This is a genomic window from Nodularia chucula CCY0103, from assembly GCF_963923915.1.
In the GTDB taxonomy this organism is placed as follows: Bacteria; Cyanobacteriota; Cyanobacteriia; order Cyanobacteriales; family Nostocaceae; genus Nodularia; species Nodularia chucula.
In genome coordinates, this window is the sequence record NZ_CAWUOL010000039.1 from 13863 (window position 1) to 30849 (window position 16987).

Genomic DNA, 16987 nt, shown 5'->3' on the forward strand with positions numbered 1-16987 from the left:
ATTAGTGAATCCATTTTGTTCGATTCGCCTATGACTTTAACTAGGCGTGATCTAATGTGATAATTATGGTTGTAACTACTAAAATTATTGTACTTCCTTAACCTGCGAAATTCTTATATATTCAACTTTTCCACAAAATAAAATAATTATTGAAGTTTGACAGATCATACGAAATGATAACTAATAAAATTTTTTCACCTTTTTTTTATAAAAATTAATAGTAACTTTCCGGATTATTTAGTAGCGTTCAAATATTTTTTTATTAGCAAACCCTACAGATAGTTAGTTTTAATGAAATCCTAAATTTTAGTTAACCCTAAAAACAGAATTATAAAAAAAGTAGAGACGTTTTCAAACATCTCTACCAAAGATTTATATCTTTAATCAATCCTAGTTATAATCAAAACTAGGCAAGAGTTAAAAAACCAGTTTGAATCAAGTAGGAAGTGTAAGTCATAAGTAATTGAGCATCAATTGGGGGACAAACAATCGAACTACCAGAGAGGGCTTTAAGTGTTTGCTGACAGCTAATAATTGGTCTTCTCGCTTGCAGATACAAGTCGGGAATAGTTAATTGTTCATCAGACCAGCGTTCTAGTAAAAAAGGACGCAAAGTGTATAAAGGATTCTCTACAGAAGAGACATTATTGATTAACTGAGATTGCCATTGTTCGTAGGGAATCATCTCTACAGGATAACCAAAAGAGCGCACCCATTCCACTAAATCCTTCAGAGAAATTGGTTGAGGATGTTGTAAATGGAACGCCTTACCAAGAGATTGTTTTTGGCGTGATAGATAAACAATAGCTTTACTGACATAATCCACAGGGGACATATCCAACATATAATCTACATCCGGGAAACTACCCATTTGTAGACATCCCTTTGTCATCAAATTGATAAAATCATGGGTATTACAAATACCAGTTTTGCTATCACCAGAAATTAATGGTGGTCTGTGAATAGTTACAGGTAAACCTCGATCACGAGCCACCTTAACTAACTTTTCAGCCACCCATTTAGTTTGGGAATAGCCGAGATAAATACCTTCCCAATGATCAAACTCATCCTGTTCTTCCACCAAATGACCAGCATAAGCATTGGATTCAAAAACAGCCACACTAGAAACATAATGTACAGGCTTAACTTTAGTCTGACAAGCTAATCTTAAAACCTCTTGAGTTCCTAAAACATTAGCTGTTTTCAGTGCCGAATAGGGATAAACATAATTCAGCAAAGCCGCACTGTGATAAATGACATCAATATTCCCAGCTAAAATGTGGAACTGTTCAGCATCAATACCCAACAGAGGTTGAGCTAAATCACCAACAATAGCAATAATTCGAGAATTAAATTTCTCATCCCAAATTGCATACTGTTCTAAATTCTTTTGCAATTTAGTTTTAGCTTCTACTGTATTAGCTGCGCGGACTAAGCAATATATATCCGCATCCGTTTCTTGGAGTAATTCCCGGATAATAAAAGCACCTAAAAAGCCAGTTCCCCCAGTTAAAAATATATGTTTAGGTTCACCATTAGACACACTAACAGCATTACTAGGATGAATAGATGCATCAAGCACAACTTCAGCAGCCAAATTGACAACTGAAGAATTAACTTGACCATCTTCAACCTCTAAACCTGCTTGTAATTCTTCTGCTAAACGCTGGGAAAGCGCCGCAATATTGGGGTAGTGCCATAGTAAAACTGGAGAAGGTTGAAAGCCCAGCATTTTTTCTAATTTGCTGACCAAAGTCATTGCTTGGGCTGAATCCAAACCATAGGTTTCTAAATTTTCATTTATATCTATCTCATCAGCTTCTAAATCGATTAACTCAGCCAAATTATCCACCAACCAGGCTTGAATATCTGCCGCACTATAGGATGCTTTTAGAGTCATTTTTAAATCTCCAATAATTTAGAATGGTCTGGGCGATACTGACTGTAATCATCGGGAATTTGCATTCCTTGAATTTTCAAGCTTTGAATGCGATATAAAAATGCTGCTCCAGTCATGATGTGATCAGCAACATCAACTACCCGACGATTATTTGGTTCAGCTAAATAAGAACCGCGCACCCAATCATTAAAACTACCCATTGCTGGGCCACACCAAATTTGATAATCTACTTCTCTACCTTTTTCCCCAGAACTAGACCAGCGAGAAGATAATCCTAAATACCAGCGAAAAATTAACGCCATTTTCAGCTTCGGATTATTAACTGCTTTGCCGAGTTTTTCGGGATTTTTCTGGGATAAATAACTCGCTGTTCCTTCCCAGACTTCGGCTAGAGTTTTACGAAAAATTTGTTTTTCTAATTTCTCTCTTTCTGCCAGGGGAATCTCTTCAATGGAATTATAATTGCGGTACAATTCGTACAACTTTTGCGCCCGCATGGGAAACATTGTCCCGCGTTTGAGAACTTGTAATTTCACACCCATTTCAAACATATCGGCGGCTGGAGCCATAATCATATCCGCCATTTCAGCTTGAGCTAGTAATTTTTTGGTGTGATCACAAGCTCCAGATTCAAGGCATGATTGATTAATTGAACCAGTCATAATGTAAGCAGCACCCATCATAAAAGCTGCTAAAGCTGATTGGGGTGTGGCAATTCCACCAGCTACTCCAATTCTAATGGGTTGTTGATATTGAAATTGTTCTTGGATTTCATTCCGCAAACTAATAATGGAAGGTAATAAACAGACTAAAGGACGATTATCTGTATGTCCCCCAGAATCAGCTTCAACGGTGACATCATCAGCCATCGGCACTTTAGTAGCAAGTTTGGCTTGTAAATCAGTAATTAATCCTTGTTCCAGCAGTTCTTTAAGTATTTTCGGTGGTGCTGGTTGGAGAAATTTACTGGCTACTTCTCTCCGGGAAACTTTGGCAATGACTTTGTTTTTAATTTCGATTTGATTGGCATCATTTAAACTTAGTCCGGCAACTCGGTAATAAACTATGTTGGGGGTTAAGTCTAAAAATGCTGAAGCTTCTACGGTTCTTACTTGATATTTGAGGTATAAGTTCACAGCACGGCGTTCAATAGCCATGTCGTTAGGACTGTGAATTAAATTGAAGGCGTAAGGACCATGAGGTAAGGCTGTTTGAATGCGTTTAATAGCTGTTTCTAAACGTTCTGGAGGTAAGCCACCTGCACCAAAGGAACTCAAGATTTTGGCTTTTCCTAATGCAATTACCATTTCTTCGGAGGCTATTCCGCCAGCCATTGCGCCAGTTACATAAGCGTATTTGACACCGTGAGCAGCTAGGAAGTTTGAGTCTCCTAGTTGTTGTAAATTGATTGGGGGAATAAAGGTAAGAAGTTCGGTTTGTACTGTGGTGTTATTTTCTGGAGGACATAAGTATCCTTCGTTTGTTACCCCGATTTTGCCAGCAATTTTGAGGATGTAGCAGGGTTTATCTAATGCTAATAGTTTGTTTTTGATGGCTGATTCTTGGAAGGATATGCTATCTAATGCACCTTTCCACGTGAGGTTTTGACTGTGGGGATTGATGGGAAATTTTAGGCTATTATTGTGTTTATCTGGTAGTGTGTCTACGGGAATCACGGTGGTTATACCTCGGTTTTTTAATGGGGGGTTTTAGTAATTCTGTTTGTGTTTTGAGAGGTACTTTTTTTAACGAACCACGAAGAACGCGAAGAGCGCGAAGAAAGAAGGAAGAAGAAGCTAGTGATTGTTAGCTTGATTAAATCGGAGGCAGTTTCTTTCTACCTTTGCGCCTTTGCGTGATACTAATTCATGATTTCAATAAGTTTTCGGCACAAACTAACTGTAATTGAATGATTTCGCTCATCTGGTTACTAAAGTCTTTTCTGGCTTGGAGGAATGCCGCGTGATTTTGAGTTATTCTGTAATTGTTATCGCTCAGTTTTTTGTACTGAGTTTTGTTTAGTTCCAGCATTCTAATTGTGTTATCAAGTTGATAGTTTGTGGCTGGAGATGACACAATTGGTTGTAGAGTTTGATGTCCCCGGATTGTTGACTCAAAAGATTGTAATTCTTCTGGAGTTTCAAAACCGTGTTCCATGATATTTTTTGTTGGGTCTGCGGTTGGCTGGGTGGGGACGTTGATGTTTTCTAATTCTCTAGAAATTGGTATGTTTTGATGCAGTTTTTCGACTCGATAACTGTTGAGGTTGCTGGCGATATTTTGGAATGTTTGGCGGTTTTCTTCACTTAAAATTGCACCTGCAATTGATTTACCGCCCAAGGTAATTGTTCTTAGGGTTAATTGGTTTTGTTTGTTTGTGGCTGTACTGAGATTGTACAGGGGTGATAAGTCCAAATTGACTCCATGGCTGACAAGTTTCGCTAAGGCTTTGACCATTGATGTGTGGTCATCCATACCTCTACGATTGAGAGATACAGTAATGTGTTCTTGGTTTTCTAAGATTTTGCTAATCCATCGAGAACAAACTCCACCAGCGCCAGCTTCAACAAATATTTTTACGCCATCGTCATAGATACGGTTGACTAATTGGGGAAAGTCAAGTTGTTGGCAAAGTCCGGTAGCTATGCTGTTAGCTATGACATCTCTATCAAGTTTGATGGGTTGGTACTCGGCGGCTGAGTAAAATGTGATGTCTGGTAAGTCTTGGGTAGGTAAGCTATTAACTTTGGCGATTTCTTCGTATTCTGACCGCATAGGTTCGCAATGAATTACGTGGTCGAAGGGTGCGGGGAAGGAGTTACAACCAAGGTTTTTAATTACTCTCTGACAGGCTGTTTTTTCTCCAGCAATTAAGACTTCTTCTGGTGTGTTAATTTGAGTTAAATAAACTCGTGGCTCATGTTTTAAGCATTCTTCCACCTGGGAAGGTGTGGCCATGAGAACATAAGTAGCCCAGAAGTTATCGTCTTGTAATTCTGTTGTATTTACTCCCCAATATTGCCGGACTGCATTTTTAGCACCTGATAATTTATCGCCAAATAAGGGTGATGAGTTGAGGGTATTACTACCGCCTTCAAAATCACTCCAAACTCCTTGGGCTACCATCATACTGGTTTCACCTAAGCTATAGCCAAAGACGCATTTTGGTTTAACTTGAAAGTCGTCTCGGAAAATCGCTGTCATGTATCTAGCGAAGGCTATTTCACTTTCAAACATCCCCAGGGAATCATCTAACAGTTCTTTTTCGAGGGTTTCCAGTTGTCTGGTGGAAAGTTTGGGAAAGCTGCGGGGATAAACTAGTTTCTCTACATCAGCAGCACGGTTATAGAGGTTATTACTCTTCAAGTCCTCAAAGACTTTGGGAAATAAGCGGAAAACTGTCCGACCAATACCGATGTAGGAGTTAACGGCGGCTGGATAAACATAAGCAACACTTGCCGTTTTTCCTAATGGTTTGGCTGTAAAGTAACTTCCTAATGGTGTTAACCAGTCTGTACCTTTTTCAAAGGCTATATTTACGCCTTTACGTGCAGCATCAATTTGTTTGAGGAGTTCTTTTTTGTTACGTCCGGTAATTGCTAAAACATACTTAGCTTCAGGATGTTCTTTAAAAGTTGTGAAGGTCTGACTGGCTGTAGTTGATAGACAAGAACTATCTGCAATAGTTTTTTCCAGGTTATTTAAAACCTCTTGTAAGTTGCTTTGATTTTCAGCTGCTACGGGGAACAGATGAAAAGGCATTTGCTGTAAATATCGACTATCACGTTCTTCTTGGTCTGGGTCTTCGGATAAGATGACATGAGCATAAGTCTCGTCTATACCGATGCTATTGATGGCGGCTATACGACGGTTACGGCCTTTATCGACAAACCAAGGTCTAGACTCTGTAGCTACATAGAAGGGACTACCTGACCATTTTTCTGGAGTCTTTGCACTAGACCATTTCGGAGTGGCGGGAATGTATCTGTAATAGAGGCAGAGGGCGGTTTTGATTAAGCTGGCAATTCCGGATGCTGTGTATGTATGACCGATATTAGCCTTGACACTACCAATGGCACATTGCAGACCATTTCCAGTTTGAGGATAAGCCTGTAATAAACCCGTAATTTCGGCTTCGTCTTGTTGGGGAATACCACTACCAAAGACTTCTACATAGTTAATCTCTTGAGGTTGAATTTTGGCGATTTCAAAAGCTTGCTGACAGGCATCATTTGTGGCTGCTGCAAAACTGACGGCATCAAGTACAGCATATATCTTGTGGTTATCTTGTTGAGCCGTATCATGACGCTTGAGTACAACTGCACCCGCACCTTCGCCGACCATCCAACCATCGGCGTTTTCGTCAAAACTTAAGGTATTGATGCCTTGATTTATTTTGGCTAATTTACTGCGTAATAAGACATTTTCTACACCTCCAGCTAAATCTATAGCACCTAAAACTACAGCCTCCACTTCTCCTGATGCTAGTAGCATTTGTGCGACTTCTAAGGCTTTAAGGGCAGAGTTTTCACCAGCCGTCATTGTGAAAGCGGGTCCGGTGAAATTCCATAAGGCGGAAATTCGACCCGCCATAATATTGGCTATGTGACTCACATACTCGCCGGTTTCGACAGGATTATGAATGCTATCTTTAACTACGCTTTCTAACTGGGAAAGTTCTGCATCTGGTAAAGAGATATTATCCTCTAATAAGCCTTCTTTTACCTGCCAAGATAAATCCCATCTTTGTTGTAACTGATGTACAGAAAGTTCTGTTTCAGCAGCGACAATTACGGCGATATTTCCACCTTCTTTTAGTCCTGCATCTTCAACAGCACGGTTAGCAACTTTTAACAGTAAGAGTTGTTGGGGATTGAGTTTTTCAACTTCGTTGGGAGGAACTTTACAAGCTAAGGTATCAATGTCAAAGTCTTGGATGTATGCTCCAATTGGTGGTTTACCATCCTCTAAACCATACTCTTGCAGTAAGTCTGTTTGCTGGTCTATACCTTGCCATCTGGAGGGGGGTAGAGAAATAAAATGCTGTTTTCCTTCGTAAATACTGCGCTCAAAGGCATCTAATCCGTTACAACCACCGAAAAAGGCATCCATGCCGACAATGGCTATTTTAGCCTGTTCTACAGGTGCATCTGAGCTAATATCTGGGGCTGTATTTCCTTGTTCAATAATTAGGTGGGAATTAGTCCCGCCAAAACCAAAAGCACTGATAGCTGCTCGCTTAATTGCTGTATGTTTTTGAGGCCATGCTGTTGCTTTTCTGACAATATTATCGCTGGAAATGACGTTGTTATCTGAGGCTAAAGGGACATTAACATTAATAGTAGGTGGAATGATATTCTGAGACATACTCAGAATTACTTTGGTCAAGCCTACCATCCCAGCCGCAGTTAATAAATGCCCGACGTTGGCTTTAGCAGAACCGACTAAAGGTGAGGCTTGATGTTGTCCGAAAAAGGTAGCTATAGAGTTGAGTTCTGTGGTATCTCCCAGCAATGTCCCGGTAGCATGACATTCTAGATAATCGATGCTTTGGGGACTGATTTGGGCTTCGTTATAGGCTCGTTCAAAGGCGAGAACTTGTCCTTTGGTATTGGGGCTGAGGAGGTGCTTACCTTTACCATCGTTGGAGAGTCCATTACCGCAAATTGTGGCGAGAATATGATCTCCATCTCTGACAGCATCGCCGTATCTTTTCAGGACTACCATTCCTACACCGTCACCGGGAATTAAACCTCTGGATGTCTTATCTAGGGGGCGACTTGTACCATCTTCGGAAAAGCCTTGAACACCTGAAAAGAGCATTCGCACAAATAGGGAGTCTGCACAACTGATGGCTCCGGCTAACATCATGTCAGCTTTATGGGATGATAGGTAATGAGAGGCTAATTTAATGGCATAAAATGAGGATGAACAGGCAGCATCTAGGCATAAGTTAATTCTAGATAATGATAGGGCTTGAGCAACTATTGATGCTGGTAAGCCAGAAATCATCGCATTGTAAACTGATGCTTTGGTTGTTGTGGGTAAACCAGCTAAATCAAAGTTTTCATCCTGCAAAAGTTCTTTAATTGCGGGTGCGATCGCTTGCTGATAAATAGGGGAGAATAATTGATGGGAAAGTTTGGTTGGGAAGGAGAGATTACCCAGAATTACGCCACATTTTGCAAGGAGGTTTTGATTCCCCCAGTAGCCACTATTTTTAATGGCTTGTTTGGCTGCATACAATGACCATTTGAAGGTATCATCTAAACCTGTTATTAATTCTGAGGGAAGATTGTATTCAGATGCATCAAATTCAAAGTCCCGAATGTATCCACCTTTGAGGGAATAGGTTTTGTCTGCTGTGCCTTTAACTGGGTTGTAAAAAATAGTGGGATCTACACCAATTTCGGCGATGGTGGCTGATGATGTGGCATCTTTTTTGTTAATCAGATTTTGCCAAAATTCTTCAGGGTTTTTAGCATCGGGAAATAGGCTTGATAATCCGATGATGGCTATTTTTTGCATTGTTATATCCTCGACAGTTTTGGGGTATTTAAAAGAAGGCAGGATTTACGCTTTTCCCCAAATTTGAGAATGTGAATGAAATCTTTTCTCGGTTGAGTGAGGTAGAAAAACCCCACCCCCAACCCCCTCCCCGCAAGCGATGAGGGGGCTAAGATGTACCTCTTATCTCTCTGCGCCTCTGCGTGAGAATCAAGGCTAAATAATTAACTTCTGAGTTGTTTCATTGACCAAATAATGGCATGAGCGCCTAGCATTTGGGAATATATTTTTCCCTTATTATCGTGTATAATAAAGTCTGCGATCGCACTGCTACTAGTCTTCGCTTTTACTTCACAAGAAACATAAAATATTTCGTTGTGTGGGGTGGGCGCAAATTGTTCAAATTTCTCGACTTTTCCGGGTAAGCAACCTTCTTGATGAAAGTGTTGTGTCCAAATCCATAAGGCGTGCATACTCAGGTCTGTTATGTAAGGATTCACCCATTTAACTGGGAATTGTCCCTGTTGTTGCGGGCTGATTTCTGTCCACAAACATTCTGTGGTGATTTTCTCAGGCGTAATATTTAAAACTCTTTGGACTTCTTGGAATGAGGGACCATGAAATAAGGTGGCTCCACCATTTTGATAGAACTCTTTCCCTGTGGTGGTAATGATGTTATCTGGATTGAGGTTGATGGCTGCATAATTGGGTGCGGGAGGAATTTCTTTATGCAGGTTGAGTTGGGCGCTAAAGTGATAATGGGTTTTTCCGGCTTGATTTTTACTAAATATTTTGGCTTTGACTATGATTTTTTCGGAGTTGATTTTTTCAACTTCTTCTATTTCTAAAATGTGTTCTTTGGCTAAGGTGTGGTTGAAGGTAATTCCTTTTAAAACTTTGAAGTCTGTGTAATTAAATAGGCGATAACCAGGATACATTTCTTCACAGCAATTAATGATCCATGTCATTGCACAGGTAGCAGGTAATACGGGAGAACCAGCTAAAGCATGATCATGTAAAAAGGGATTAGCTTCCAGTTTCATCTGGCGACGGATGCGATGAGTCCGTAGTTGGGAGTCTAATTCGATGGTGGGGGGAACTAGGGGACTACCAATGACAACTTGTGCAGTGTTACTGTGGGAAGGATGCAATTCGTTGACGAGCATTTGTGTACCCACATCGACGGGGATAATATCAATTCCCCTTTCTGCAAAGGCTTTTTTGAGTTCTGGGGACACCATCCCACTATCCCAAGCGCCCCAGTTAATGGCTACGACGTGACACTGAGGATAGTTTTGTTTGATTAAATGGGCTGATTTGTTGAGAATTTCGTTGGCGATCGCATAATCAGCTTGTCCAATATTGCCGTAAAATCCACTTACGGAGGAGAACAATACTAAATGTTCCAGTTGCTCAGGTTTGACGCAAGTTAGCAGATTTTCTAATCCCTGCACCTTAGCTGTGTAAACTTTCTCAAAATCCTGGTCTGTTTTCTTTTCAATCAGCTTATCAGCTAAGTTTCCCGCGCCGTGAACAATTCCGGTAATTGCACCTACAGTCGCTAATTTTTGCTGTAAGTCTGCAACATTAGTGACATCTACACTAATATATTCCGCTTGCGCGCCTGTTGCTTGAATAGTTGCTAAAGTTTGCTGAATTTCTCGACTGGAAACAATCTGATTATATATCTTCGATACACTCATGGGAGTTGGTTTTTCCCCCTGAGCCAGAAGATTCTCCATGATGCGTTTTTTTAAAGCTGGTTCCTCGAAACAATCTTGAGCAAATGCTGGTTCGGTTTCTAAAAGTTCGGAACGACCCAGGAGAATGAATTTACAAGGCTGGTGTTGCGCCATTTTAATCGCACATTGGGCTGTGATTCCTTTTGCGCCACCACTTACAACAAAAACTGATGAAGGACGAACCTGTGTCTGTGTAGTCATATTTTTTTATGATTAAAGAGGAACGTTCGCGCAGCGTGCGCGCAGCGCATACCGCCAAGTCGCCAAGAACGCCAAGAAAGAGTTTTTTAGGTGTCACTATAAAATTTGCGCTCTTAAACTTTGCGCCTTTGCGCCTAACGCACTTTGTGCTTCGCTTCGCTGATGCGTGAGACATAAAATAATTCTGAAACGCAGAGGGAGATATGCTGATACCTCCCCTTATTCAACTTATTTCTCGACGGAACCAACCAAAGTCACACGTCCCTGTGAACCGTAAGCAACTTCGCTAATTTGCAGGTTGGGGTCATGCAGTTCGGCGATAATATATTCTGCTGACTGTTGGGGATTTATACTTGGGTTTAAATCAATGGCGCGAGTAAAGACTTTTGGCCATTCCCATTTCAGCGATTTGGTTAATCCGAATAATCCTGCGCCAATGGCTGGGAAGTTTACCTGATTTTCTAATCCGAAAGCACCATCTAAATGATTGACTGTGAGGAAATAACTGCGTTCGTAACGCGCTACTTCGTTGAGAGTTGATTTCAGGTGTTTGGCTATGAAGAAAATGTGTTTGACAATTTCTTTTTCTTGTGGTAAGTAGGCAGGTGTTTGAAGTGTGTCAAATACGGGATGGATATGGATGAAGCCCCCGATAGTACCGAAGTGAGTGGCGATCGCAGATAATTTATGTTGAAGTAATTCTTCTGTCATATCTGCGAGGGCTACGCGATTCACTCCGGTGGGTAAAGGTGATTGTTGGGGAACTACTGCGGGGGGAAAGCTGAGAACTACGACTTTTTCACCGCGATAGGTTAAGGCTTGCGCTAGTTGTGAGGTGGTGAGGGACCCATCATCAGTAATGACAGTGACGTGTCCCTCCGGTAAAGCGAAATCTAAACTATCGGGGGGTGGGAGAAATTGCAGTTTAGCTGGTCGCCGTGTAACACCCTCAATTACCTGGACTGGCTGGTAACTAAACTCCTGCTGGGGCTTTTTTTTTTCACCTCCAGCCAACTTCTGGAGATAATCAACTATTTGACCGATGGTGCGGAGGTCGCCCAGTTCTTCAATATTCGGTTGCGGTAAATTGGGGTACTTATCTTGCATCGCTCCCAATATTTCTACCCGCTTGATGGAGTCAATTCCTAAATCAGCCTCCATGTCCATATCCATCTCTAGCATTTCTACCGGGTAGCCAGTCTTATCGCTGGTGATGCTTAACAGGGTTTGACCCAGGTCTGCATAATCATCAGTGGTTGCTATTTCTGTTTCTGGAAGATTAGGGGTAGAGACAACCGGGTCGGTCGTCTCTACGGGACTGGGGATCTCGTTGCCCCCTATGGGGATAAGGGGCAAGGGGGATTGAGTAGATTGTAGCACAACTTTTTCATTAGTTGTTGAGGTTGCTATTTCCACAGCACTACCACCAGACACATGGGATTGCAGATATGCTACAACTTCGCCAATGGTGCGTTTTTCAGATAATTCTTCTAAGTTTGGCTTAGGTAGTTCGGGGTACATATCCTGTAATGCGCCCAATATTTCTACTCGTTTGATGGAGTCAATTCCTAAGTCAGCCTCCATGTCCATATCCATTTCCAACATTTCCACTGGGTAGCCAGTTTTATCGCTGGTGATGGCTAATAAGTTGTTACCTAAGTCGGTTAGGTCAATATTAGAAGTAGGTGCAGGTGCGACTGGTTCAGGTACAACTACAGGTGCTGCTGCTACTGGTTCGGGTGCAACTACAGGTGCTGCGACTGGTTCAGATACAACTACAGGTGTTACTGCTACTGGTTCCGGTGCAACTACAGGTGCTGCTACTGGTTCAGATACAACTACAGGTGCTGCTACTGGTTCGGGTACAATTACAGGTGCTGCGACTGGTTCCGATACAATTACAGGCGCTGTTACCTGAGTAGAAATAATTTGAGAATATTCTTGTTGTATGAGTTGGAAAAACTTTTTAGCGTATTCTAACTGTTCCAGGAGATATTTTTCATGGATGCGTAGGGTTTCACCTTGTTGGCTGTGAAACTGCATCATTCCCCGTTCTATACTTTCTTTGACAACTAGCTGTAATTCTGCTGCTTCCGCCTGAGATTTGCTGTTGCTAAATACAGTATTTTGTTGCTCCATCAATTGGAAAAACGCTTTGGTATATTCCATTTGATGTTGTAGATAAGTCCCGTGGACTTGTAAATTGTCAGTTTGATTTTGCTGGAACTGTGTGAGCAGATTTTCTAAACTTGCTAACGCCCGTTGGTAATTTACAGCTTTTTCTGGTGTTGGTTGCATCATTGTCTCCTGGGCTATTTCCGACTGCGGTGCAGAATTAGTAGAGTTATGTGAAAATTCGGGCTGACTATCTATAGGATGGGGGACACGTCCATTAGTGGTGTTTTCTGTCACTGGTGGAGTGGTGGTGATAACTTCCGAAAACTCAGGTGTAGAAGCGGTGGGTAAACTAACTTGATGTCCGTTTTCCAAAGCTTCATTAAAGGCGTTTTTGGTTTTTTCGGAGACATAGTTAATGCCTTTTAAACGCACATTTAAGGCTTTCTTCTTCTCTGCTGGGGGTAGTGCAGGTTCAACTAGGTAAGGGTCGAGGTTTTTTAAAGGTACGCCCACTACACGCAACTGTACTGCTGCTTCTTTGAGGGAGCGATCGCTGTTCTTTTGGGTGCTGGGATTTAAGGAGATGGTAAGATGGGGGCGATCGCCTAAAATATCTTTTACCAAGTTGCTCAAAATCCGTCGGGGGCCAAATTCCACAAAGCAGTAACCACCCGCAGCATAGATATTTTCGATTTCCTGTTTAAACATCACCGAATTAGCGAGGTGAGTTTCCAGAATTTTTTGAATCCCTTGGGGTTCTTGGGGATAGGATTTACCTGTGACATTGGTAAACACAGGAATTTGAGGCTGATTGAATTTAACAGACTTAGTGGCGATCGCAAAAGATTTTTGAGCAAAAGCAATCATAGGAGTGTGGAAAGCAGCAGACACAGGTAACACCACAGCAGTGCAACCTTGCTCATGTAAAGCCTGCTTCACCTTCGCAATTTCCGCCGTTGGTCCCGCCAAAACAATCTGTGTCGGAGAATTAAAATTAGCAATAGTCACCAGAGGAAAACTCCGCAGCACCGCCGCCACCTTACTCATTTCCTCCTTCACCGCCAGCATACTTCCAGCATCGTGGTCAGGGTCTTGAGGCGCAGCCATAGCTTGACCTCTAGACTTCACGAGGAATAAGTAATCTGCTTCACTCAAAACCCCCGCAGCCCACAAAGCAGTTAACTCACCAAAACTGTGTCCCGCCACAAAATCGGATTTAAACCCAGCTTGTTGAAATATAGAATACAAACCAGCGCTAAACACCCCAATCGCAGGTTGGGCATACTCTGTCCGTTGCAGCGCCGCAATTTGAGCATTTTTTTCCGCCTCATCAAACACAGGACGGGGGAAAACAATTTCCGAAACTGGCTGCAAATTATCCTTAAGTAACAAACTATCCATACAGCCATGTAAACGGCGCATCGTAGGAAAGTTCATCACCACATCCCGCCCCATTTCCAGGTATTGAGAACCCTGTCCAGAGAAGAGAGAAACCACCTTTCCGCCCAACTCCATCCCAGAGGAACGGTAATAAATCCCTTGGGGATGTTCCCAAGATGTAGCACTAGCCTTGTGTTTCAGCCAATCAATACTCACCTGCATCAACTTACAGGCTTCTGGGAGATTTTCAGCCACAAACCCCAGCCTAGCAGCAACCAGAGGAATTTCCACTGATTGGCACTCTTTAACCAAAGCCGCAAAATGTCCTTCACCGCCATCACCTTGCAACTTATCCAGAGTTTCTGCACACTTACTCAGCAACTCCGCCGGATTATTTGCAAACAACAGCACCTCACGAGCCGTACCATGTAAACGGTAAGGAACATTCTCTGAAGTTTCGTATTCTTCTAAAACCACGTGATAATTTGTCCCTCCAAAACCGAAAGAACTTACCCCAGCCCGTCTTGGCGCTTCACCTTCCGCCTTTATCCAAGGTCTGGTTTGGGTATTCAAATAAAATGAGGAATTTTTGATATCCAGCTTAGGATTTGGTTCAGTAATATTGATAGTTGCAGGTAAAACCTTGTGATGCAGAGCCAAAGCTGTTTTAATCAAACTTGCAGCACCAGCCGCCGCCTTAGTATGTCCAATTTGAGATTTCACACTACCTAAAGCAATATGCTGTCTTTGGGAATCATGTTTGCTAAAGTAATCCTTGAGAGAACCAAATTCAGTGGGGTCTCCAGCCATTGTCCCAGTCCCGTGGGCTTCCATTAACCCCACAGTCGCCGGAGAAAAGCCAGCATCATCATAAGCCCGTTCCAAAGCCTTCACTTGGCCTTCCTTCCGGGGAGCATAAATACTCTTGTAGCGACCATCGCTGGAAGTACCAATCCCTTTAATCACCGCGTAAATTTTATCATTGTCCCGTTCCGCATCTTCCAGGCGTTTGAGAACATACATACAAACCCCTTCACCCAACATCATCCCATCAGACTTAGCATCAAAAGGTTTGACATTTTCACCAGGAGAAACCGCCGGGGTTTTGCTGAAAGAGATGTAAGCCATAATGGTGTTATCGGTATCAACACCACCAGTCAGCATCATATCAGCCCGATATTCCACCAGTTCGCTGATAGCCATTTTCAAAGCACCAAAGGAACTAGCGCAAGCCGCATCCACCACACAATTAGTACCACCAAAGTTCAAGCGGTTCGCAATGCGTCCCGCCACCACATTCGCCAACATCCCAGGGAAAGCATTTTCATCCCACTTAATGTAAGCGCTTTTGATTTTCTCGATAATTTTTTGGGTATCTTCATCAGAAAGACCACTGCTTTTCAGCGCCTTTTCCCAAACAGGATACTCTAACCTAGCTGAAAGTGGCATTCCCAATTGCTTGGCCATAGCCACCCCTAAAATTACCCCCACATTCTCCCGGCTAAACTCGGAAGATTCACCATAGCCAGCATCTTCCATTGCTTCTTTCGCTATCACCAAACTTAATAGCTGAGAAATATCTGTAACTTCCAAAATACTGGGAGGAATACCAAACTCCATTGGGTTAAAATCAACCTCTGGAATAAACCCACCCCGTTTACAATAGGTTTTATCTTCCGTGGTTCTGGGGTTGGGGTCATAATAATCCTTAACGCTCCAGTGGGAATCAGGAACATCAGTAATACAATCAATTTTGTTAACGATATTTTGCCAGTATTCCCGCAAGTTGCGCGCTTGAGGTAACAGAGAAGCCATGCCAACGATAGCAATGGGATTTTGTTGTAATTTTCTATTAATCTTGTTAACTGACATTGGTGTTTCCTTATGCAAGTTTTTTTCCTCTATGGAGCTAATCAAAGTTTTCTCAACACTTTTGATCAGGCTCTCTAACTCTGCCAAAGCCGTATCAATTGAATAAGCAGACATAGGGCATATACTGTTCTTAATTACTGTGGATGATCATGGGTTGCCTACCATAGCCAGAGCTACAGCAATTTCTGTCTCCACTGAAAATGAGTTATTTGGGCTGAGAATAGCTACTTGCTACCAATTTGTAATTTGTAATTAACAAGTCAGATGACATCTGGTTGGAGAGAATTGGTAAAATTTATCTGCTTGTTTCTCAGCAACACCACAGGTTGCTTACTGCTTTTACACCCTAATTAATTGGGGAATAATCTTATACAACACTAGATTCTTGATATTGCGGTAAAAGGTCAATCACGTTGTTGAAACTAGAAAAATAGTCTCGGAGTACGTTAGCAGCTTGACCTGTAAATTCCATCCACTCGTAATGGTAGAGATTTTGAGCAATTGTATCCCACTGGATTAAGGGAAACTGAGGAGTAGCTACTAGGACAGAAACGCTTTTTTCTCCCAAACTAGTTTGAGTATCTAGCCTAACCGCAGCAACGTAGCTGGTGTTAATGACAACGTTCTGTATCTTGATAAATGCCATAGCCAGTTTCAGCGTCCAGGATAATTTATTTTAAGGAATTTGACCCAGAAAAGTTGACAACTTCGTTACAGAAAAAACATTCCCTTAATTGCGAATTTATGCACTTTTCTGAAGAAATACTCACACACTCACAGGTTGATGCCAAGATGGTTAAGTTGAGTTTTGCTGTTTCCAAGTTACACAAAATAACTAATTTCCTTGGCCGATTTCAAAGGTTTGAATTAATAAAAACAATAGCATGATTCACAGAAACTAAATCATTTATTTAAAGTCTTTTTATAAATAAGCTGAATTATTGCTGGTAGCAATTGGGCAAAAGATGCGGAATACAAGTATAGCTAATTACTAAATTAATAAACTGTTTTGGGGCTGAATTGCTGTGTCAAACTGGGTTTTTATTTCAGTACGGATATTTCATTGAACTAGATTAAATTTAATTCATACATATCTGCAATCTAGAACAATTTAGCTGATTTTTCAGCAGAACATCATAATTAAAAGCAAAAAATACCTATATAAACAAATGGTAATTCATAAAGCAAATGTTAATTTACAAGTTAGTGCATAATAAACAAAATTCATTTGTGATGAATATTTTAAACTTACAACTCATTTATTAAT

General features: G+C 41.5%; 6 protein-coding genes. All 6 read right to left on the reverse strand.

Features of this window, described 5'->3' with window-relative positions:
- Positions 1–406: 406 nt before the first annotated feature.
- On the reverse strand, positions 407–1900 hold the full coding sequence (locus ACM0OP_RS12670; protein ID WP_414528769.1) for a thioester reductase domain-containing protein: 1494 nt from the start codon (positions 1898–1900) through the stop codon (positions 407–409).
- 2 nt (positions 1901–1902) lie between these two features.
- Complete coding sequence (locus ACM0OP_RS12675) at positions 1903–3576, reverse strand: PfaD family polyunsaturated fatty acid/polyketide biosynthesis protein (RefSeq protein ID WP_414528770.1); 1674 nt, start codon at positions 3574–3576, stop codon at positions 1903–1905.
- A gap of 190 nt (positions 3577–3766) precedes the next feature.
- On the reverse strand, positions 3767–8428 hold the full coding sequence (locus ACM0OP_RS12680; RefSeq protein ID WP_414528771.1) for a PfaB family protein: 4662 nt from the start codon (positions 8426–8428) through the stop codon (positions 3767–3769).
- Between the two features lie 203 nt (positions 8429–8631).
- Positions 8632–10350, reverse strand: coding sequence for an SDR family NAD(P)-dependent oxidoreductase (locus tag ACM0OP_RS12685; RefSeq protein ID WP_414528772.1), 1719 nt, complete (start codon positions 10348–10350; stop codon positions 8632–8634).
- A gap of 228 nt (positions 10351–10578) precedes the next feature.
- Positions 10579–15834, reverse strand: a complete 5256-nt coding sequence (locus tag ACM0OP_RS12690) for a beta-ketoacyl synthase N-terminal-like domain-containing protein (protein ID WP_414528773.1) — start codon at positions 15832–15834, stop codon at positions 10579–10581.
- 253 nt (positions 15835–16087) lie between these two features.
- Entirely contained in the window at positions 16088–16366 is a 279-nt protein-coding gene (locus ACM0OP_RS12695; RefSeq protein ID WP_271922445.1) for a hypothetical protein, read from the reverse strand.
- Positions 16367–16987 lie beyond the last annotated feature (621 nt).

Excerpts from the sequence above, each read along its gene's own strand:
- ACM0OP_RS12690 (WP_414528773.1), bottom strand. The coding sequence starts at position 15,834 with ATGTCTGCTTATTCAATTGATACGGCTTTGGCAGAGTTAGAGAGCCTG.
- ACM0OP_RS12680 (WP_414528771.1), bottom strand. The coding sequence starts at position 8,428 with ATGCAAAAAATAGCCATCATCGGATTATCAAGCCTATTTCCCGATGCT.
- ACM0OP_RS12670 (WP_414528769.1), bottom strand. The coding sequence starts at position 1,900 with ATGACTCTAAAAGCATCCTATAGTGCGGCAGATATTCAAGCCTGGTTG.
- ACM0OP_RS12685 (WP_414528772.1), bottom strand. The coding sequence starts at position 10,350 with ATGACTACACAGACACAGGTTCGTCCTTCATCAGTTTTTGTTGTAAGT.
- ACM0OP_RS12695 (WP_271922445.1), bottom strand. The coding sequence starts at position 16,366 with ATGGCATTTATCAAGATACAGAACGTTGTCATTAACACCAGCTACGTT.